General features: G+C 61.1%; 19 protein-coding genes. 6 read left to right on the forward strand and 13 right to left on the reverse strand.

Features of this window, described 5'->3' with window-relative positions; all coding sequences use genetic code 11:
* Positions 1-51: 51 nt before the first annotated feature.
* Genes ACO07C_RS14195 through ACO07C_RS14210 form a run of 4 tightly spaced genes read right to left on the reverse strand, consistent with a single transcriptional unit; the run spans position 52 to position 4,135 of the window.
* The gene (locus tag ACO07C_RS14195; protein ID WP_421914790.1) at positions 52-1,002 is read right to left on the reverse strand and encodes a glycosyltransferase family 2 protein; all 951 of its coding nucleotides are present in this window, start codon (positions 1,000-1,002) and stop codon (positions 52-54) included.
* Positions 992-1,942 carry a glycosyltransferase family 2 protein gene (locus ACO07C_RS14200; RefSeq protein ID WP_421914791.1) on the reverse strand — a complete coding sequence of 317 codons (951 nt, stop codon included), beginning with the start codon at positions 1,940-1,942 and terminating at the stop codon, positions 992-994. The genes ACO07C_RS14195 and ACO07C_RS14200 overlap by 11 nt, the downstream gene beginning before the upstream one ends.
* Positions 1,942-2,937, reverse strand: coding sequence for a glycosyltransferase family 2 protein (locus ACO07C_RS14205; protein ID WP_421914792.1), 996 nt, complete (start codon positions 2,935-2,937; stop codon positions 1,942-1,944). Before ACO07C_RS14205 ends, ACO07C_RS14200 begins: the two co-directional genes overlap by 1 nt.
* A gap of 25 nt (positions 2,938-2,962) precedes the next feature.
* Entirely contained in the window at positions 2,963-4,135 is a 1,173-nt protein-coding gene (locus ACO07C_RS14210) for a glycosyl transferase family 1 (protein ID WP_421914793.1), read from the reverse strand.
* Positions 4,136-4,695: 560 nt separating this feature from the next.
* On the opposite strand from ACO07C_RS14210, the gene ACO07C_RS14215 reads away from it, so the two are divergent.
* On the forward strand, positions 4,696-6,162 hold the full coding sequence (locus ACO07C_RS14215; RefSeq protein ID WP_421914794.1) for a lipopolysaccharide biosynthesis protein: 1,467 nt from the start codon (positions 4,696-4,698) through the stop codon (positions 6,160-6,162).
* A gap of 41 nt (positions 6,163-6,203) precedes the next feature.
* Here ACO07C_RS14215 and ACO07C_RS14220 read toward each other — a convergent pair whose 3' ends face one another.
* The 4 genes from ACO07C_RS14220 to ACO07C_RS14235 form a co-directional block, all read right to left on the reverse strand.
* Positions 6,204-7,127 (reverse strand): glycosyltransferase family 8 protein, encoded by a 924-nt coding sequence (locus ACO07C_RS14220; protein WP_421917527.1) that lies wholly within the window; start codon positions 7,125-7,127, stop codon positions 6,204-6,206.
* A gap of 65 nt (positions 7,128-7,192) precedes the next feature.
* Complete coding sequence (locus tag ACO07C_RS14225; protein ID WP_421914795.1) at positions 7,193-8,128, reverse strand: beta-1,6-N-acetylglucosaminyltransferase; 936 nt, start codon at positions 8,126-8,128, stop codon at positions 7,193-7,195.
* Between the two features lie 75 nt (positions 8,129-8,203).
* The gene (locus ACO07C_RS14230; RefSeq protein WP_421914796.1) at positions 8,204-9,058 is read right to left on the reverse strand and encodes a glycosyltransferase; all 855 of its coding nucleotides are present in this window, start codon (positions 9,056-9,058) and stop codon (positions 8,204-8,206) included.
* Complete coding sequence (locus ACO07C_RS14235; protein WP_421914797.1) at positions 9,055-10,206, reverse strand: polysaccharide pyruvyl transferase family protein; 1,152 nt, start codon at positions 10,204-10,206, stop codon at positions 9,055-9,057. Before ACO07C_RS14235 ends, ACO07C_RS14230 begins: the two co-directional genes overlap by 4 nt.
* A 121-nt stretch (positions 10,207-10,327) precedes the next feature.
* On the opposite strand from ACO07C_RS14235, the gene ACO07C_RS14240 reads away from it, so the two are divergent.
* Positions 10,328-11,833 (forward strand): lipopolysaccharide biosynthesis protein, encoded by a 1,506-nt coding sequence (locus ACO07C_RS14240; RefSeq protein WP_421914798.1) that lies wholly within the window; start codon positions 10,328-10,330, stop codon positions 11,831-11,833.
* Positions 11,830-12,807: a glycosyltransferase family 8 protein gene (locus ACO07C_RS14245; RefSeq protein WP_421914799.1), complete on the forward strand. Its 978-nt coding sequence runs from the start codon at positions 11,830-11,832 to the stop codon at positions 12,805-12,807. Before ACO07C_RS14240 ends, ACO07C_RS14245 begins: the two co-directional genes overlap by 4 nt.
* Before the next feature lie 78 nt (positions 12,808-12,885).
* Here ACO07C_RS14245 and ACO07C_RS14250 read toward each other — a convergent pair whose 3' ends face one another.
* The 5 genes from ACO07C_RS14250 to ACO07C_RS14270 form a co-directional block, all read right to left on the reverse strand.
* Complete coding sequence (locus tag ACO07C_RS14250; protein ID WP_421914800.1) at positions 12,886-14,217, reverse strand: UDP-glucose dehydrogenase family protein; 1,332 nt, start codon at positions 14,215-14,217, stop codon at positions 12,886-12,888.
* A 74-nt stretch (positions 14,218-14,291) separates the two neighbouring features.
* Complete coding sequence (locus tag ACO07C_RS14255) at positions 14,292-15,059, reverse strand: family 16 glycosylhydrolase (RefSeq protein WP_421917528.1); 768 nt, start codon at positions 15,057-15,059, stop codon at positions 14,292-14,294.
* 243 nt (positions 15,060-15,302) lie between these two features.
* Entirely contained in the window at positions 15,303-15,695 is a 393-nt protein-coding gene (locus tag ACO07C_RS14260; RefSeq protein WP_421914801.1) for a hypothetical protein, read from the reverse strand.
* Between the two features lie 192 nt (positions 15,696-15,887).
* On the reverse strand, positions 15,888-16,904 hold the full coding sequence (locus tag ACO07C_RS14265) for a glycosyltransferase family 2 protein (RefSeq protein ID WP_421914802.1): 1,017 nt from the start codon (positions 16,902-16,904) through the stop codon (positions 15,888-15,890).
* A 78-nt stretch (positions 16,905-16,982) separates the two neighbouring features.
* A complete protein-coding gene (locus ACO07C_RS14270) occupies positions 16,983-18,128 on the reverse strand; it encodes a nucleotidyltransferase family protein (RefSeq protein WP_421914803.1) in 1,146 nt (381 codons plus the stop codon).
* A 519-nt stretch (positions 18,129-18,647) separates the two neighbouring features.
* Here ACO07C_RS14270 and ACO07C_RS14275 point away from each other — a divergent pair.
* The 3 genes from ACO07C_RS14275 to ACO07C_RS14285 all read left to right on the forward strand — a co-directional run bounded on the left by ACO07C_RS14275 (position 18,648) and on the right by ACO07C_RS14285 (position 19,630).
* Positions 18,648-18,800: a lasso peptide gene (locus ACO07C_RS14275; RefSeq protein WP_421914804.1), complete on the forward strand. Its 153-nt coding sequence runs from the start codon at positions 18,648-18,650 to the stop codon at positions 18,798-18,800.
* A gap of 130 nt (positions 18,801-18,930) precedes the next feature.
* Positions 18,931-19,230, forward strand: coding sequence for a PqqD family protein (locus ACO07C_RS14280; protein WP_421914805.1), 300 nt, complete (start codon positions 18,931-18,933; stop codon positions 19,228-19,230).
* A gap of 25 nt (positions 19,231-19,255) precedes the next feature.
* On the forward strand, positions 19,256-19,630 hold the full coding sequence (locus ACO07C_RS14285; RefSeq protein WP_421914806.1) for a lasso peptide biosynthesis B2 protein: 375 nt from the start codon (positions 19,256-19,258) through the stop codon (positions 19,628-19,630).

Genomic DNA, 19,630 nt, shown 5'->3' on the forward strand with positions numbered 1-19,630 from the left:
AATTTCAACGTGCTGCGAGCCATGAAGAAGCAATTTCATGTGCCCACCCCCTTACCTCCCCGCGCCGACGGCGAATTGCGCCGCGACCCTCCGCAACCGGACGGCGATCGGCATGCTCATATGCCTGACCGCAGCCGGATCACTGAGCGCGGTCCGGATCGCCTTGAGCGGGGACCGCGCCTTGATGTGTTGAACCAGAGACAGGAACGACGCCGCCTTGCGCAGGCTGCGGCTGCGCCGCGCGAATGCGGCCTTGGCCTCGGCGTCCATGGAATGAGTCGCGGCGAATACGGCATCCGCCTTGCGCATCGCCTCGACATGATGAATTTCAAGCACGCGGGAAATCGAGCCGGTGCGGATGTGGTAGATGTAGCCGGTCGCCGGCTCGACCACGCACTTCCCGCCCTTGGCGAGCGCCTCGGCCAGCAGGATGTAGTCTTCGCCGATGATCAAATTTTCATCATAGCGAAGCCCGTTTTCGTTCAGAAAACTGCGCAGGAAGATCGGCTTGAGATAGCCGAGGTTAAACTTGGATTCGAAGACCACATTGCCGGCGATGTAGCTGGCCAGTGAAATTTCCTTCAGGCCTTGCAGATATTCGGCCGGAAACATCGTTGCTTCCGGGGTGCCGTCCTCGCTGATGACCTGGATGTTGTCGACGGCGATCTCAGCGCCGGCTTTTTCAGCGCGCGCGATCATCGTGTACATGCGTTCGGGATAGATCGCATCGTCGGAATCGAGAACCGCGATCCATCTGCCACGGGCAGCGTCGAGGCCCGCATTCCTGGCCCCGCCGGGGCCGCGGTTCTGCTGGAGGGCGATGACCCGCACAATGTCGCTCGGATAGGAATTCGCCACGTCGAGCGTCATGTCGCTGGACTGGTCGTCGACGATGATGATCTCGACGCTGACGCCCTTCTGGTCCATGGCGCTCGCGACCGCCCTGTCGAGCGTCCGTTCGGCATTGTATGCCGCGATGACGAAGCTGACGTCAGGCTGCACGATTGCCCCCTTGCCGCGGCGTTGGCTGGCCATAGAGGCGCAGTTCACGAACGCCGACGAGACCGCTGACGACGCCGGCATGCATGATGCCGCGCAGCACGCTGCGATTCCTGCGAACCGGACTGATGGCGACCGGAATGGCCGCTGCGAAACAAAAGGCGGCCTTTGCCGAGGCAAGCCCGACTTCCTTGACCAGCGCAAGGCCTCTCGCGTTGCGTCCCAAGAGGTGGCCATGTGTCTGTCCGACGCGGAAGCGGCGGCGGCCAAGCCAGTCGAACGCAGCCCTGGCCGGAGGCACCACCTCATCCACCCAGGCTTCCGGCGCGAACGTAATCCAGCCGCCGGCCTTGACCATCTGATCGAAGAATTCGGTGTCCTCGCCCCCGGTCTGGCCACGCGCCAGGCTGAAGCGGCGGCCGCGAAGGCTTTCATCGCCCATGCGAAGCAGGACATTGCATGTGTAGCCGGTGCGAATCTCGCCGGCGACCCAGACCGGCAAGGTCGAGTGGAAATCGCCCTTGCTCATCCAGCGGGGCGCATCGGGTCCGTAAAGAGCCCGCACCGGTCCGAGCACCACGGTGGCGCCATCGGCTTCAGCCGCGGCTACAAGTTCGACGAGCCATTGCGGCGACGCCGTCTCATCATCATCGATGAAGGCGACAAAATCCGCCGTGCTTGCATCCAGGCAGGCATTGCGGGCGATCGAGATGTTGCGCGCAGGCGCATGCCGGTAGGCGACCGTCAGCTTCAATTCCTTCGCCAGCGCCGTCACCAGCGGCTCCGCTGTCGGCGTCTCGTCATTGTCGGCGACGATGACGCGGACATCAAACCCTTGAGGCATGTCCGTCGCGGCGATCGACCGAAGCGTGTCGGCCAGTTCCGGACGCCGGAACGTGCAGACGCAAACGTCGATGCCGCGCGTATTGGAGGTCGCGTCCATCACGCCACCCCGCGCCGGGTCCCAAGGCCTAGCAGTTGCAGCCAGAAGCCGACAGACCAGCCAAAATGCATGACCATCGCCGAAACACCGGCAAGTGCGATGTTTGGATTGCGCTGGCGGATGGCGGTCAGGAGGCCATAGCCGAGACAGACCGACGCCCACAGCAGGAGCGGCACGGCGGCCACCCAATGCACGAAGGAGAAAGCCGCGAGCAGCACCACCGGAAACACCATGAGGGGCACCATCTGCCGGACCTTCGGGATCACACGGTGCTTGAGGACATTCTTGGCACGGCCACGGCCATAGCCGAGATATTGGAAAAAGAGGCCCTTCAGGGAGGAGCGAGGATAGTAGACCATCTGCGTCTTGCCGCTCATCCAGATCCGGTAGCCAGCCTGGCGCAGGCGGTAATCAAGCTCGGCATCCTCATTGTGGCTGAACGTCTCGTCGTAACCGCCGACGGCCTTGAAGGCCGCTACGCGCATCAACGCGTGGTGGCCGTGATCGATCCATTCGCCGCCTGACATGTGGCGGTGCTTGGAGCCGCCGGTTCCGAGCTTCGAGTTCTGCGCAGCCGCCGCGGCTCTCTGAACCGCGCCACTGCCGCTGGTCAGCATGGAAACGACTACCGAATCGGCCCCGGTGGCGATTGCCTCCTCGACCAGCCGGTCGCAGTAATCCGCGGGGTAGCCGCCATGCGCATCGATGCGGATGAGATATTCCGCGCGGTCGCCAAATGTGGCGACCGCAAGATTGATGGCCGCGCTCTGGATGCGCTTTTCATTGTGCAGCAGGATGACTTTCGGATCCTCGCCGGCAACCTTCTCCACGATCGCCAGCGTGCCGTCCGTGCTGCCGCCATCGGCAACCACGATGCTGGCGCCAAGCCTTGTCGCCGCGGGCTGAAGCTGCCGCAGCAGCGCACCGATATGGGCCGCTTCGTTGAGGCAGGGAATCACGATCAGGCTGGATGGAAGCGTTTCGGTTTGCGTCATCCGCCCATATCCACTCTTGACCACGCTAAGCCAGCGCTTCGGCGACGAGAGGCTCGGGCGTTGCGGCCAGCCCTCGGAGTTTGTCGACCAGAGCCCTGCAATCGTTGCGATCGTGGCTCCACGTACGCGGATTGCGGGCAAGGACACGTGCCTTGAGCATCCCGAAACGATGCTCGTCCATCTTGCCAAGCAGTGTTTCCAGTGCATCGGGCGTCGCCTCGGACAGCAAAACGCCGATGTCCTGCTGCTTCAGGAAGCGCCCGGTTTCGGTGTCGCCCATCGAGATCGGCACGGCGCCGAAGCGGCAGCCTTCATAAAGCCGGTTCGGAAGCAGCCATTGGGAGTTCTGGCCATCCTCGAAGAAATCGATCGCCCAGGAGAAATGAACTTCCCGGTAGATCGCCGCCATGTCCTCGGGATTGCGGTACGGACCACGAAACGAAAGCCACGGTTCGGATTCGACGAAGGCGTGGAAGTCCGGAAATTCGGACAGTGCCGGGCGCCCTCTCAAAATGATCTCGAAACGCCCTTCGAGCCGGCGCGAGAATTCGGCCAGGAGTTCAAGCGAACGGCGGCAGCGAAGCGCGCCGAACCATCCGATCCGCCACGGCGGAGCGACCGCGTCTTCGGCCGACGCAAAATCATCCGCCAGAACAGCCGAGGCTTCGAAATACTTGTTCTCGAGCAGTTCAACGGGGGCCGCGATCTGGCCGAAGGGCTTGAAATAGTTGGCTATGAAGGCCGGCGAACTGGTCACAAGCAGTTTCACGTCCCTGGCCAGATAACGTTCCGTCCCACGGAGCGCCTTGCCCAGGAAATCATCGCGAAGCACGAGCCGATGAATGTCGAGGCATTCGTAGACGATCGGCACCGTTGCCTGGAAAGCGGATCTGGCGCGCCTGGCCAGCGCCAGCATTTCCAGATTGCGCGCGATGATCAGGTCGGGCCTGGACATGGTTGCAAGCTTCGAGCCGATCGAAACAGCCGCCTTCGCCACCGCGGCCATGCGTTGGCCGAATCGGCCATCGCGCGTCGCGCCAAGATCGATCGGCCGCAATCCCTCGACATCCGAAACAGGATTGACGGTGCGGCGGAAGCCCGCGAGCGTTACCCGGGCCCCACCCGCCCTGAGCATTATGATCCGCCGGCGCACGGCCGGGTCGGAAACATCATGCACGAGGTACAAGACATGCAGCATATAAACTCGACCGCTGTTGGCCCACCCACCAGGATGCTAGTACAGCTCTTGCTGCATCGCAACATTTTTGGTGCAGTGTAGCAAAAAACGTCGATCCATGTGTGGGTAACGTCCACGGGGCCTGCCGGATCATTCCCCTGGCCGCTATTTCCTGCGGTTTCACCGCCTCAAAGGCCCGCTCCTGGACTATCCACGCGCCTGACAGCCCCTCCATTATCAATCGACACAAAATTTAGCGATTATGCATATTGCACCGCAGCATGAAATCAGCCTACACGTTGGGCGGGATTGGGGCAGGGCATCGGGCTTGAGGAATCGTGATCGCGTTCCGTCGCGAGGCATGAGTTCGTGGATTTATCCACGCCAAGAAAGTCACGACTGATGTTCTGAAGCCCAACCCGAACAGAGGGTTGCCGGATGGCGAACAGGTCTTGCGTTTGCGTGGACAAGGTCGAGCTCCGGCTTTTTGGGCGCCGTCAAAGCCGAGGCTTTCTCCAGCATCTTTTTAGCCATCGTGCCGCGACCAACCGCGCACGCGGCACTCGCCATGGAAATCAGCAATGAACGATATCGCCTACGCGCATCTGTCGTCACGTCGTTCGATTGCCGCCGTGCGCGGTGTGTTGTGGTCAACCGTGAACGCGGCCGTCCCGACCATTGCCGGCAGTCTCGTCTTCGTCATGAGCTCGCGCTATCTGCTGCCCGCCGATTTCGGCCTGGTCGCGCTGGCGGGCGGGCTCGCCGCACTGGCAAGCGCATTTGCGCCGGGCGGCTTCGGCGATGCCGTCGTTCAACGCTCGGCTCTCCAGAAGACGCACCTCGACACCACGTTCTGGCTTTGCATCGGCTCGGCGACAATCATCTATCTGTTGCTGTTCGTATTGGCGGGGCCAATCGCCAGCTTCGTCAACCAGCCTGAGATCGTCAACCTGCTGCGGCTGCTGGGATGTCGCGTGATTTTCGACCTTGCCGCCGCCGTGCCCAACGCCCTGATCACACGGTCGATGTCGTTCGGGCTGACCGCAATGAGGACGACAGTCGCCGCGATTGCCTCCGGTATCCTGTGCGTTGTGATGCTGATCATGGGGTACGGGCTGTGGGCGCTGGCGGTCTCGCAGCTGCTGATCTCCGTCGTCGCCTGCGTGGCGGCATTCTGGAGCGCCGGCTGGCGGCCAGGCCTGGACATTCGCGTACAGTCGGTGCTGGATCTTGCGCGTTATGGTCTTTTCGCGTCCGGCAGCCGTTTTCTCCAGATGATGAGCGTCGACCAGATCATCATCGGGGCGCTTGTCGGCCCTGCGTCTCTTGGCGTGTTCAATTTCGCCAAGCGCGTCTGTTCCATGCTCAACGACGTCATCGCCGGGGCGCTTGGCGGCGTCTCCTACACGCTGCTGTCATCGCTTCAAAACGAGCGGCAGAAGCTGAACGATGCTTTCCTGCTCGGGACATTCGCCTCGGCGGCCATCTCCTTCCCCGCCTTTGTCGGCCTCGCGGCCATCGCGGCGGACGCGATCCCCGAGTTCTTCGGTGCGCATTGGGCGGAAGCGGTCGCACCGATACAGGTCTTCTGCGTCATCAGCCTTCTTGGCTGTATCGGAAGCCTGCAGAGCGCCCTGGTCACCAGCCAGGGCAAAAGCGACTGGTGGTTCTGGTATCAACTCGGGTCACAGCTCTCCAACATCGCGGTCGTGCTGCTGTTCTATCGCCATGGCGTTCTGGCGATCACCTCGGCAATCGCCTTAAAGACCTTGGTCAGCTGGCCCGTGCCGATAGCAATGGTCACGAAGCTGACGGGTATTTCGCCGGCAAAATACATGAGCCAGTTTGTGGCGCCGGCGGCAGCTTCCGCTTTGATGGTCGCGTCCATCGCGGTGATGAACTGGCACCTGAGCGGAGCATCCCTGCTCGCACGCATCGGCGCTGAAGTGCCGGCATCGGGGCTTGTGTATATTGTCGTGCTTTCAACGCTCTCCCATGCCCGGCTGAACTATGTGGTGTCGCTTGTCCGAAATCGCCATCGGAGCTGAAAATCGCGGCCTGCTTCATCGAAAGAAACGCGACGCCGGCCCTATGACCTTGTGGAACCTCGAGCCAGTTTCGGCTTCTTGAGCAGGTATTTGAGCCGCATCTTGAGTAGGTCTCGGTACCTGATGTTGCCTTTTCGCATGACATCGCCGGCAAACCGGGACCGGAGCAGATACTTCCAGTAGAGCCAGGCGAACGGATGCCACTCCCCGGCCTTCCACGGCTTAACGCTTTCCGTAAAATGGATGATCTTCGGCACCGTGTTGCGATCCTTCGACATGGAGCGCCACGCAGCGAGATTGTCGTACATGAATTCCCTCTGGAAGTTCCAGGTCGCGTCCACCTGCTGCCACTTGCCCCACAAGACAACGTTCAGAGCGTCCTGATCGGCATATTCAAACCTTGATGGATCCTCCAGCAGCAGATTCAATGCGCGGCTCAGGGTTCCATCGGCACGGGCGCGCGGCATATCGAACACCATGACGCCCGCGTTGAAATACTGGCCGGGAAGGCCAAGGCCATGCTTCCCGGCGAACCCCTCGATATCCACGCCGGGATCAGGAACCGCCGCACAAACGCAGTCGCCCAGTTCGCAGGTCCAAAGCTCTTTCAGGCTGCCGGTCACGACCATATCGATATCCAGGTATATCAGCCGGGATATCGTTTCATCGAGAACCTCGTCCATGATCAGGCGCAGATAGGTGGCGCGGCTGATCTGCAGGAGCGGAGGCAGTGTCAGCGCGTCGTGGCCAACAATCGAGTACCAACGAACGTCCATCTTGCCCAGTTCAGCCGACACCAGCTTTTGCAGGTCGTGGCCAATGGCATCATGGATGATATGCACCTTGAACCTGTCGCCAGCGGCGGAATTTGATTCAACCGACTTCAACAATGTCACCAGATGCGGCGCATAGTTCGTGTCCGAAACGCATACGATGTTGATGGATTCATCAACGGGGGGCTTCATCGTCACTCCTTACCTCGAACAAACCGCGCCAATTTCGCGCGCCCACAAGTCAGCCGTCCCAAAAGTCACCCTTCCATGTGAGGAAGACGTTCCGTGGGAAGGACACGCGCCGTTCGGTAATGATCCAGCCGTGCCCGGATATGGTCATCGTCGCCGTTCAATTTGCGCACGAAAAGCGCGGGGCGCGCGCCCCCTCCTCCACCGTCGAGATGGAAGCCCGGCGCGGTCACGATATCGACAAGGCCGTCGTCGACGACAGAGGGTCCGCTGCTGCCGGGAAGCCATTGCGAATAGGTTGAGGTGCCCGCGACACGGGCGGCGCGTGGGCCCGCCTTGACGGCGGTGTGGAAGAACGTTTCGTCGGAGCAGACGCTGTGCGATAGCAGCCGGACGATGGATTTATGCTTCTGCGAGAAGCTGAAGATGTCCTCGACCGCTTCCCGTGTCAGAATCCAGTATGCACCACCACGATAGAAGTCGATCGGCCCGGCTATGGCACGGACATCGCGGTCGGGAAGGCGGGACAGGATGTGGGCGTTGAGCTCGCGGATGATGCGCCCGCGCAGGCCGGCGCCCCGCCAGCCGCCTTCCAACTGGTATTTGAGCATACGCTGCCATGGCAGGCTGTCGGGGCCCTCCTCCACCGGCTCAGCGTCGATGAACTCCCGATCCTGCGTGGCCGCATAGCCCGCAATGGCGTCCGCCGTCGCGATCGGGTAATCGCTGCCGCTCAGCAGCGCGAAATGCGTGAAGGATATCTCATGCCGCAGGGCTGCCCGTATGAGAGCCAACGTGGCGCGCACCTGTGAAAAGCCCCCCCAATGCACGTTCTTGCGTTCCTCAATAAGAATGGCTCCCGCCTCGGCGCATTGCTGGAACGGCCCGATATCGGTCTTGGCGTCGACGTGAATGAACGTGCGGGCCTGCGGCGATCGAAGGCTTTCCACAAGCGCCAGCGCCTGTCTGGGATGGTCGTGAACCAGGACAAGAAATGCAATCATTCAGGATCTCCGTCGTCTCTCGCTTTTGACCCCCCTCATGTCCGTTCGATTTGCCGCGGCTGCACGGCGATGCCGTCAGAAATATCTGGATTTCGCGTTTGGTTGCTTGAAGTTCGCCTTGGTCATTGCCCAGGCAAAGCCAAAATGGACCCGGGCCTTCTCCGGCCGACGGCGCACGGTGGCCAGGACGCCGCGCAGGAAGCGGATGACGATCCTGTCCGGCAACAGCAGCCGCCGGTTGACGAAATAGCCAATCGCCAACTCCTCTCGCAGGAGCTTGGTCTCGCTCCACGTCCCGGCGTTATGATTGGGATTGTTGTAGCTGACATCCCTGGTGTCGATGCGCAACATCGCGCGACGGCGCGACGCGAAATAGTAACGTGTCCACTCCTGATCCTCGGCGGAGAAGACCTCCTCCCGGAAGGGCCGTTCTCGCAACAATTGCGTGGGGATCATGGCCATGGTGTTGGACAGGCCGTTCCTGCCGTCGAAGTTGCGGCTGGTCATGACATGGCGGCACTCGTGCGGCGCGTCCTTGTATGGCGGGTGCCTCCAGTAGACTATGTCCATGCCCCCACTCAGCGCCGCTTGCCACCCTTTCGCTATCAGGTCGGGCGCGTGAATGAGCATGTGGCTGCTGATGATGAGCGTGAGAGGCTGGTCGTTGGCCTCGACACCGAGATTGATGGCCTTGGAGAAATTGAACTCCTCTGCGGGGTAGGTGACGACATCGGCGCCGAGCTTTTCAAACGCACCCGATACCCGCGGGTCGAGCGACGAATCCACGATGATCAATCGCGTCGGGGGCGCGGTTTGCCTTCGCAGCGCTTCCACGACCTCGAGCAGGAGCGGCGTGCATTGATATGCGCGGATCACCGCCGCGTAGCGTGGCGGAGAACCTGGATCCGGGATACCAACGACCTGGCTCATTTCGGCGGCATCACGGCTTGGACAGCCTGGACCATGTCGGAGGGATCATCCGCCAGCCGGCATATGTCCGCCGCATGCGTCCATGTCTCGTAGAAAGCGGCGGCCTTGGCGTCGAACGACCTGAAAACCACGTTCGGGATTCCCAGAAGCGTACTCAGGATATGGGCATGCAATCGATCGGTGACCACGATACGCCCGCGGCTCAAGAGATCGATCCCCACCCTCAGCCGGGCCTCCGCGTAGTACCGGCGTGCGGCAAACGCCGGGGGCGCCAGGAACGGATAGGCGGCCGGGAATTTGCTTGTGAGCTTTGAGAACAATATGTCCGACAATCGCGCGGCGTTTCTGGGATCATCCATCCAGTCCCCCGCTTCCGCGGACAGGTCCATCTGGTTCAACTGCTTCTTGATGCCCTCATGCGGCGCCACCGCTTCCTTGTCAGTGCGCAACAGGCAGAACGCATCGACCGTCGCGGGCTTGCGGACGATCCTGTCCATGGCGAAGGCCATGTCCGGGCACAGCACCACGCGGCAATCGAAGTTCGCGCGGGCGAAGGCTTCACTTTTTGTGTCACGCGCCAGCAATGTGAAATCCGAGTGCGCCGCGATGGCGTCACGCGTCTCCCGCAACGCCTCTGGCGAGTCGAAATGGATGCTTTGGGCCAGTTGGATCGTCGGCTGTCTGGAGAAGCGCCGCAGTATCTTCAGGCGAAACTGATGGTGATGGGGCCATATGTCGCCGAAATTGCCGCCACCATGCATAAGCAAAACGGATGCCCGCTCGATGTGCCGGGCGGATAGCGGGCTATAGGTGCTCCAGTCATGGAATCCCACCTTGCTGTCTGGCAGCTCGCGCTTGAAAAAATCCAATTCACCCAACAGGATAGCGCAGTCGCCGACGTTTGGGTGATCCGGTGGGTCGATAAGGTGGATACGCTCGGCGCGCCCGGAGATCAGCGGCAGCAAGACCTCCTTGATCCGGTCCTGCAAGGCAATTCGAAGGTCTTCGCTCGTTCGGCTCTCGCGTGGCGTGTCGTCTCGCCATTCCTGTTGCATCATCAGGAGTCGATCCTTTTTTGTCCGCCGCCCTTCCCAATCTTGCCCCATTGACCGCAGTGCACAATAGCTGAATCTGATTTTATGCTGCACTGCGGCATAAAAGCTTGCACCCCGAGCCGCCGGAGAATAAAAACTGTCGCACCGGACATTGATCGGAGATCGATCGCGGGCGGGGATGTGTCGGTTCTGAGTGCACTGGAGGCGCCGGCGCGTGGACGGAATCAAGGGAAGACTGGCCAAGGGCGCGGCGTGGATCACGGCGGCCCGCCTCATTACCAACCTTCTCGGCCTGGTGAGCACGCTTGTCCTGGCGCGCCTGCTGACACCCGGCGACTTCGGAATCGTGGCGCTTGGCCTGACCGTGCTCGCCATCTTGAATTCAGTCACCGAAATTTCCATCGGCGCTGTGCTCATCCATCATCCAAATCCCACCAAGGAACATCTCGACACGGCATGGACGCTGAGCGCCATGCGAGCCGCGGCCGTTGCCGTCATGCTCATGGTCGTCGCGATACCGGCTGAATCGGCCTTCGCCGAACCGCGCCTGCCGCCGGTGCTGGCGGCCCTGGCCATTTCGACACTGATAGGAGGGCTCGGCAGCCCGCGTCGTATACTGCTCACACGTGGCCTGGTGTTCTGGCAACAATTCCTGATCGAGGTTTCCCAGAAGCTTGTCGGGCTGATCGTGGCGGCGGTGTTCGCATTCACCTTCAGAAGCTACTGGGCGCTTGTCGCGGGAACATTGGCGTCGGACTTCACCGGCCTGGTCATTTCCTATGTCGTCGCGCCCTTCAGGCCAAAGCCAGGCCTCAGGCACTGGCGCGAGATGTTCGGCTATTCCATCTGGCTCACGCTTGCACAGGCCATCAACACGCTGAACTGGCGGTTCGACCACCTGCTGATCGGCGCCTTCCTCGGCAAGACCCCGCTTGGCTATTATTCCGTGGGCGACAATCTTGCGGCCATGCCGACGCGTGAGGCCATCGCTCCCTTGACCTCCGTGCTGTTTCCCGCGTTCGCCCATGTGAAGAACCGCGACGATGGCGGCCTGGAGAAGGTCTATCAATCGTCACAAGCGCTGGTCACGATGATCGCCTTGCCGGTGGGTGTCGGCATGGCGCTGATCGCCGAACCCCTGGTCCGGCTGGCGATGACGGACAAGTGGCTGCCCGCCGTGATCGTGATCCAGGCGCTGTCCTCCGTGTTCGCCCTGCAAACCCTGGGAAGCCTCGCGCAGCCGCTTGCCATGGCGACAGGAGACACGCGATTGCTCTTCAAGCGTGACGTCCAGGCATTCCTCCTGCGCGTCCCTTCCGTCGTCGTGGGGCTTTGGCTTGGCGGACTCGCCGGGGTGGCCATCGCGCGCGCGGTAGCGGGCGTCATCGGCATCTTCTTCAATCTCCAGGTCGTCCGGCAGCTCACCGGCATCGGCTACCTCGCGCAATTGCGTCCCAACCTGCGCAGCCTGACAAGTGCCGGTATCATGGTCGTGGCCGTGCTCGGTTCCCGTGCGGTGCTTCCATCCGGCAGCGACACGTGGGAGCTGGTCTTGAACCTCGCTTCGCAGATCGCCGTTGGGGCGATCGCCTTCATCGGAGCGCAATTGCTGCAGTGGCATTTCAAGCGACGACCCGAAGGCCCCGAAACCGAAATGATCGCCCTGTTCAAGCGGCTGCTGGCAGGCAGGAGCTCAAGCCTGCTTGGGCGGTGGGCATGACCGGCGCGAGCCAGCATGACACCGCGGTCATTTTTGTGACCGACAACGGATATCTTGGTCCGTCGCTGCTGGCTGCGCTCCAACTTGTCGCGCAAGGCATCGACGCGCTGGCCGACATCCTCATCTACACGGCAGGCGTCGATGCCGCCCTGATCGAAACACTGCAGAACGGCACGGGCCGGGCGATATCCTTCATCGCGCTGCCCGACAAATCCTATCTGCCACCGGATGGCGTGGCATTCGCCAAGAACCACGTACCGGTCACGTCATTGGCACGACTGGTCATCGCCCCGCATCTGGGGCCCACGTATCAAAACATCGTCTATCTGGATGGTGACATCCAAATTGTCGGCGACATTGCGCCGCTCGTGCGGCATCGCGTCCGTGACGGCTGGATCGCGGCTGGCAGAGGCAGCGCCTGGTTCGATCCCGACGACAGGCTGGGGGTCAATCCGGCGGGCTATTTCGATTCGCTCGGCGGAGCCACCCGCGACAGCTATTTCAATGCCGGCGTGCTCGCATGCCGCCGGGATACCTGGGCGGTCTACGGACCGAAGGCTCTGGACGCCTTCTTTCGCAACAGCGAAGCATTCATTCGACATGACCAGAGCGCGCTCAACGCGGTGTTTCAGCAGAATGTCGAACCGCTCTCGCCGGCCTATAACTTCCACAATGCGTATGCCGGCCTTCGCTGCCACACGATTGTCGCGCCGAAGATCATCCATTTCACCGGGCCGGCCAAGCCATGGAAGGCAGCCGTTCCGCCGTGGGGATGGCGCTTTCGACAGTCCTATGTCGATCTCCTGGAGCGTTTTCCCGAGCTTGCGTCGGTGTTCAAGGTAGAAACGTCCGCGCCGCAGCCATCAACCAGCATTCGTGCGAGGATTTCAGCACTTCGCGGCGCTCGCACCCGAATGTCCCAGCGCGGTGCATTTCGCACCTATGTCAATCGACACGACTTCGCCGTCAGGTAGCACGATCCCGCTGTATGTGTTTGTTCGAGCGTGATCTTTTTCGACAACCGGGATCCGATTTCCGGGATCACGCCCTCATCAGGCCGCCATCCTGCCGATGCTGTGATATTCGATGCCGTGGCGGGCAATAACCTTCGGGTCGTACAGGTTTCGGCCATCGAAGATGACCGGCGTGGTCAGCGCATCCCTGACCGCGTCGAAGGAAGGGGCGCGGAAGTTCTTCCATTCGGTGGCGATCAGCAAGGCATCGGCACCGCGGAGTGCCGCCTCCTTGGTGCCGCACAAAAGCAGGTCATCGCGCAGCCCGTATATGGCCTGGCATTCCTGCATCGCCTCGGGATCGTAGGCCTGGACGGTGGCGCCCGCCTTCCACAGTGCTTCCATCAGTGTGCGCGCCGGCGCCTCGCGCATGTCGTCGGTGTTGGGCTTGAAGGCCAAGCCCCACAGGGCGAAGGTCTTGCCCTTGAGGTGACCCTTGAAGTAGCGGTTCACCTTCTCGAACAGCACCGACTTCTGCTCATTGTTGCGTTCCTCGACGGCCTTCAGCAGCTTGGCGTCGAACTTGATCCCTTCGGCGGTCTTGATCAGCGCGCGCACGTCCTTTGGAAAGCACGAGCCGCCATAGCCGAGACCAGGATAGATGAAGTGGTAGCCGATGCGCGGATCGCTGCCGATGCCCTTGCGGACCTCCTCGATGTCGGCGCCAAGCTGCTCGGCCAGGTTGGCCATCTCGTTCATGAAGCTGATCTTGGTCGCCAGCATGCAGTTGGCCGCGTATTTGGTGAACTCGGCGCTGCGCACATCCATGACGATCATCTTCTCGTGGTTGCGGTTGAACGGCGCGTAGAGCTCGCGCATCACCGCCTCGGTGTCCTCGCTGTCGGTGCCGATGATGATGCGGTCGGGCTTCATGCAGTCGGCCACGGCCGAGCCTTCCTTGAGGAATTCCGGATTTGAGGCCACGTCGAAGGACAGATCCGCGCGACCGCGTGCCTTCAGCGTCTCGGCGATCCTGGCCTTGATCTTCTCGCAGGTGCCGACCGGCACGGTCGACTTGCCGACGACGATCTTGGGCGCGTCCATCTCCCTGCCGATCGCCTCGGCCACCGCCAGCACATATCTGAGGTCGGCCGAACCGTCCTCGCCCGGCGGCGTGCCGACGGCGATCATCTGGATTTCGCCATGCTTGACAGCCGCGACGGCATCGGTGGTGAAGGTGATGCGCCCGGCCGCGTGGTTCTCCCTCACGAGGCTTTCGAGCCCAGGCTCGTAGATTGGTACCAGTCCCTGGTTGAGCCGCTCGACCTTGCCCGCGTCAATGTCGACGCACATGACCTGATGGCCGACTTCCGCCAGCACCGCCGCCTGCACCAAACCGACATAGCCTATCCCAAAGACAGTCAAGTTCATTTGGCGCGGTTCCCCTCAAGGCATCGGATCGTCTCAGGGCGGCCAGGTCAGATGGACTTTTTCCCAGTCGCCTTTCACTTTATGGCGCATGCGACCGATTCTGGAAACTGGCAAGGCTGACCCAAGGCCGTGAACGCCACGCGCTTCACCTGGAGCGTTACCGTGCGGCCTGGATCCGAGAAGGCACCCATCCAGCCCGTCAGGGTGTCGCTGCCCCACAGGCTGAAGAATATCTTCTGCGCGTGGCTGGGCAGCTTCGCCGGATCGGTGATGGTGTTGACGAGCTGGCCATTGAGATACCAGCGCAGGCGGTCCTTTTCCCAGACAAAGGCATAGTCGTTGAAGGCGTTTTCAGTCCCGCCCGCCACGTCGACCAGTTTCTCGTTCTTTCCTTTGCCGGCTATGTAGGCATTGACCTGCACCTTGGACGTGTCCTTGGTCAGGACCTCGAAGTCGATTTCATCCCAGGGCTGCTTGTCGGAAGGACCGATATAGGAGAAGAACGCCGCGTTGAGGCCGTGGCCGGTATCGGTCTTCATACGCGCCTCATAGGTGCCATAGCCAAAACGCTGCTTGGTCTGGATTTCGGCGCAGGCAAAATCGCGATCCTTCACCTTCCGTTTTTCAAAGCCAAGCGTCAGCACGCCATCGGAAAGCCTGACCAGGTCCTTGGACCAAGTGCAATTCTGGTGGCTGCCATTCGTCCAGCCATCCGAAACGTACCACCGGGATTGATCGAGGGTGGTGAAATTGTCGACAAATGACGGCGCTGTCGGCATGTCCTCGGCGCGGGAGATGGCCGGGGCACCAACGAGGCTTGCGAGGGCAGCCAGAACAAACATGCCGGACGGCCACAACCGCCTGATGCCGCAATGCCCAGGGATATGGCGGGGCGTTCCCGCCTTCGCGATGGCGGAGTTGTTTTCGAAATTCATGTTCATGGCAAACTCACCTTTGTGATGTGCACCCCAACCCAAAGTCGACATTGAACTGTAGCCAGACGAGCCGACCTCGATCGTCCGACACCTCCTCCCAGCCTCTTGCTGTCCTATCGAGGCGTCGCCCGCAGCCCCGAAACCGTCACGTCACCGCCTGCCGACGCGAGCCGGCACGGTGAATTCGACCGCTGCCTCCCGAGATCCATTCTCGTCGAAGATCGCATCCAGCGAATGACGGAATTCCTTCATCCGAAGGTGCTGCCGTGAAAGCACTGCGATGCGCCGCTCGCAGTTCAGGATCGACTTCGTCAGGTCGCCGATTTCGGATGAGCGACCGGAGGCTGATCCGTTTTCCATCGCCTCAACCAGAAAGGCGGCGTTGGCGGCCTTTGCCCTGTAGCGATTCTCAAGCCCGTTTCTTTCCGCTTCGACCTCCGCCGAAATCTGATCGAACAGCCTTGCCAGACGATCAAGGCGCGAGACATCCGTCTGCCGGTCGCGGGCGGGGTTTCTGGATCGGAAGCCGAATATCGAGGCCATCGTTTCAAACTCCTGTCATTGCCGGAATTGCCGGCCGGGGAGAGGCGTATCGGGCCACTTTGATGCCGTCATCTGGAATTGCTGCATCGCAACATAGAGTGCCATCCCTGACGCGAGTAAGCAACCACCAAGCTGGCAAACCGATGAAACAGGGGGAATATCGAGCCACGGAGCCCTTCGAACCTGCATTGATCAAGGCTCGCCACTGGTGCTGGTTCCGGCCATCAGGACCCGGAATGGCGGCACCTTCTGGGACTTCGAGGCAAGGCCGGCATGGCGAAACAGCGCCTCGAGCTTGTCGGCGGTAACACCCCGGACGATCGGAAGAAGGTTGGATTGACTGGCCAACGCATAGGCCGCGGCCGATGCCAGGCCGCGCTCGGCCTTCACATCCAGGAACTTCCGTAGCCGGTATTTGTCCCGCACATGGCGTTCGTGTTTTCTCAGCACCGCCTTCGATCCCTCCGGCAGGCTGTCGATCTCCAGCAGTGCGAGATCGGCGTCGGCAAGGCGCTTCAGATCCTGGGTCTTGTGCCGGCCGCTCAGCGAATCCTGGCGTACAATGGCGCCGTAACCGCAGGTCCGTATGACCTTGAACCGTGCGCCTTGGGCAACCGCTCGCGCATAGAGTTCATAGTCCTCGCCCAAGCGCAGACCCTCGTCATAGCGCAGCCCGTGCCGATCGAGAAAGGCACGGCTGATCACCGGCTTGAGGAAGCCAAGCTCGCCTCTCTGCACACGGCGCCTGGAGATATTGCCTTCGATGAAGCGCTCGAAATCGAGGAACTCTGGATCGGCCGAGAACCGGGGCGCGACGATCTTCGTCATGTCTCCAGGGACGTCGTCCCTGATGAGCATGATGTTATCCGCCGCGAAATCCCAGTCGGCGCGGGCAAACAATTTTTTGAACCGGCCCTCCAGAAAGAAATCATCGGCGTCGAGGATGCTGATGAACGGTGATCTCGATCCGGCGATCGCAGCGTTTCGGGCAAAGGACGGGCCGCGGTTGATATCAAGGCGCATGATGGAGAGCCGCCCGCTGCCGTCATCGGCAGCCCGGGCAACGCTTGCGGTGTCGTCGGTCGACGCGTCGTCGACGACAACGACTTCCTTCACTTCCGGCTCACGCAAGGCCGAAGCGATGGCGACCGGGATTGTCCGCGCTGCGTTTCGCGCCGCGATGATCACGCAGACCTCGGTTCCTGTCATGACTTCACCTCTTCCTGGCATCAGTAATTTCCAGTTTTCCTTGCCCCTCCCGTTTGGCGACAGACATGTTTCACACCCTCAACGGCCACCGGGCCGTTCAAAAATGCGACGACTGAGATCGGCTGACGCGGCCCAACTGGCCTCGGCCATGTAACGGACCGGTGCGCGACCGCACAGTTCCCACAACACGGTTCGCCGCTGCGGCCACCGCAATGACGACAGCCAGGGGGCGATGACCATGTTGAGCAGGTCTTCATTACCAATGCGCGACAATATCCGGGTGGCCCGCTCCGACAGCAGGGTCCCGGTTCCGCCGAGAAGCACGTCGGCGGCGCGCAGGCCAAGCAGCAGTGTGTCGACCAGGCCTTGCTCCGTCGCATAGTCAAGAAGGGTCTGCTGTTCCGTCGTGTTCAACCTGCTGGCGCTGGCGCGGACGTCGCAGACATAGCCGGCGCAGGGCTCGCGGTTGAAAAGCGCCTTTGCGACGCTGATGCTGGAAAGCAGCAATGTGTCTGAGGCCGAAATGAACGGCACGCTTGTGCCGGCGATCTCGACAGGCCGCTTGCGCCGCAAAAAGCCATCCGTGTCGCGCGGGCTGGGGGAACCAGGTTGCTGGAGACGATAGTGAAGATCGACGGTGGAGGAGGTCGTCCCGGCAATGCGCGTCATGTGTTGTTCGCCCAGAAAACGAACCCACCAAACGGAGCGTGACTTGCCGGCAACCTCGTAGCCGATCGCCCGCAGCGCATCGCGCGCCCTGGAGAACCCGGATGACGCGACCAGTATGTCGGCATCGCCCGAAGGCTTCATGAAATGATCGCCATAGAGAAGCTGCTGCTGGAATGGCCCCTTTAGGAAGACAAAGTCGATGTTGCGTTCGCGCAGCGCGGCATGGATGGCCATCGAATCCATGATGCAGGACGAATTCATCGCCATTGTCCTCCTGCGGTAGGTGTCCAGCCACTGGAGCAGATCCCGGGGCCTTTCGCCGGTCGAGCGTGACAAGGCCTTCAGCACGAATGTGGCGACCTTGTTCAGCCTGGCGATATCAGCGACGTTGGCGACCGACAGGGGAGGCAATGACAGGGGAGGCATTGAGACTTCGCCGCCGGGCGCTCCCGGGTTCGCCGCAAAAAACAGCCTCAGGCACGCCCGGATATAGGCAATTTCATTCGCGCAGTCGGCAGCGCGTAAACGCTCATACGAACTTTCCTGCAAAGCCATCCCAGGCAAATTCTCCGCAAACAGATTGCAGGACATCTATGCTGCAACTGCGAAGGCACAGCATCGCCAAAATCGCCGGCTTCGTCCAGTTTTTCCTTTTGGCACTCAAGCAGCTGCAACCAGGGCGTTTGTAAGGCGCATGTTTGAAACCCGGCAGCAACCGCGGTTGTAATCCTAACCAGCGCACTATGTCAGCCGGACACAATTGGATTTCACCAGATCAGGCCCACCCGTTAGCCCTGCTTAAATAGCGGGCTTTTTAGGCCAATGTCTTTATTATAACAAAATCAGACGCTTAAAGAATCGGCATGCGCGAGCGATCATGCACATGGTTTCAGCATCGACGGGCGTCAATCGCGTCCGTCCCTTCACGGTATCGAGAGTGACCGCAACCCATAATTGATTAACGGTTGGTAAATCAGGCTTGACTCATGAATGTTGCCATGCAGCTATTGCGGTGCAGCATTATTTTGCTGACGGCACTCGACAGGCCGTTTCCAGTCCTCATCGGAGACTACAATGGAACAGAATGTTGAAAAGCAAGAGTACGAAACGCCAAGCCTGACGGTTCATGGTTCCATCGAAACCATCACCCAGGGCGGCGGCGGCAATACGGCGATCGACGCATCCTTTCCCGCGCACACGCCGCTTTCCCAGCTGACGTTTTCCTAAGACTGACGCGGCTTTCTAGAGTGAAGTTGGGACTCTAGATCCGAGCATAAGAGGGCCGGGGGTTTTCAACCCTCGGCCCCCCTCGATTTTACGAGGGGATTGCCAGCGTGATTGCAACCGAGGTTTTAGGATGAGTTGGAACCCATCGGAACAGGACAGGGTCGGTGCGACCAAGGATGCCGTGGCTTGCGAGTTCGGCAACGGGCTGGCTCTGCTCAACCTAAAGTCCAACATCTACTACAGCCTGAACAGCGTCGGTGCCTTCATCTGGGACCTGATCCAGGAGCCGAAGCCGATCCAGGAAATCCACCAGGCGGTACTTGCGCGTTACAGTGTCGATCCCGAGCGCTGCAAAGCCGACGTCGATGGTCTGCTGAAGGGCCTGGCCGACAATGGGCTTGCGAGGCTGCATCATGAGGAACTTGTCTAGAGTCCTCTCCCTGAGCGGCTCGGAAATGCTCTTTCTTGGCCGTTGCCTGCTGGTGGTCACCGCCGTACGGCTGGGTCTGACGCTGCTCTCCTACAACCGCCTTCGCGGGGTGGTGACGAGGCTGGACGCGCGTCAATCCGCTGATATCGCCGACTTGCGGCGCGTAGCCTGGGGCGTTGCGGCCGCGGCGCGGCTTGTGCCGCGCGCCAGTTGCCTTACCCAGGCGCTTGCGGGTCAATATATCCTCGCCCGTGACGGCCGCGCCTCCAATATCCGCATCGGCATCGAGCGGAACACCGGCGCTCAGTTGAAGGCCCATGCCTGGCTGATGAGCGGCAACCACATCGTTCTTGGCGGCTCGATCGATGGTTTCGCCCATCTCGCCGACCACGGCCGGTAG

Origin of the sequence: Mesorhizobium sp. (assembly GCF_965229135.1) — a bacterium.
Classification (GTDB): Bacteria; Pseudomonadota; Alphaproteobacteria; order Rhizobiales; family Rhizobiaceae; genus Mesorhizobium.

Bases quoted from the DNA above. Each gene is read 5' to 3' on its own strand.
- ACO07C_RS14200 (WP_421914791.1), bottom strand. From the start codon at position 1,942: ATGGACGCGACCTCCAATACGCGCGGCATCGACGTTTGCGTCTGCACG.
- ACO07C_RS14205 (WP_421914792.1), bottom strand. From the start codon at position 2,937: ATGACGCAAACCGAAACGCTTCCATCCAGCCTGATCGTGATTCCCTGC.
- ACO07C_RS14210 (WP_421914793.1), bottom strand. From the start codon at position 4,135: ATGCTGCATGTCTTGTACCTCGTGCATGATGTTTCCGACCCGGCCGTG.
- ACO07C_RS14215 (WP_421914794.1), top strand. From the start codon at position 4,696: ATGAACGATATCGCCTACGCGCATCTGTCGTCACGTCGTTCGATTGCC.
- ACO07C_RS14220 (WP_421917527.1), bottom strand. From the start codon at position 7,127: ATGAAGCCCCCCGTTGATGAATCCATCAACATCGTATGCGTTTCGGAC.
- ACO07C_RS14225 (WP_421914795.1), bottom strand. From the start codon at position 8,128: ATGATTGCATTTCTTGTCCTGGTTCACGACCATCCCAGACAGGCGCTG.
- ACO07C_RS14230 (WP_421914796.1), bottom strand. From the start codon at position 9,058: ATGAGCCAGGTCGTTGGTATCCCGGATCCAGGTTCTCCGCCACGCTAC.
- ACO07C_RS14245 (WP_421914799.1), top strand. From the start codon at position 11,830: ATGACCGGCGCGAGCCAGCATGACACCGCGGTCATTTTTGTGACCGAC.
- ACO07C_RS14250 (WP_421914800.1), bottom strand. From the start codon at position 14,217: ATGAACTTGACTGTCTTTGGGATAGGCTATGTCGGTTTGGTGCAGGCG.
- ACO07C_RS14255 (WP_421917528.1), bottom strand. From the start codon at position 15,059: ATGTTTGTTCTGGCTGCCCTCGCAAGCCTCGTTGGTGCCCCGGCCATC.
- ACO07C_RS14260 (WP_421914801.1), bottom strand. From the start codon at position 15,695: ATGGCCTCGATATTCGGCTTCCGATCCAGAAACCCCGCCCGCGACCGG.
- ACO07C_RS14265 (WP_421914802.1), bottom strand. From the start codon at position 16,904: ATGACAGGAACCGAGGTCTGCGTGATCATCGCGGCGCGAAACGCAGCG.
- ACO07C_RS14270 (WP_421914803.1), bottom strand. From the start codon at position 18,128: ATGGCTTTGCAGGAAAGTTCGTATGAGCGTTTACGCGCTGCCGACTGC.
- ACO07C_RS14275 (WP_421914804.1), top strand. From the start codon at position 18,648: ATGGAACAGAATGTTGAAAAGCAAGAGTACGAAACGCCAAGCCTGACG.
- ACO07C_RS14280 (WP_421914805.1), top strand. From the start codon at position 18,931: ATGAGTTGGAACCCATCGGAACAGGACAGGGTCGGTGCGACCAAGGAT.
- ACO07C_RS14285 (WP_421914806.1), top strand. From the start codon at position 19,256: ATGCTCTTTCTTGGCCGTTGCCTGCTGGTGGTCACCGCCGTACGGCTG.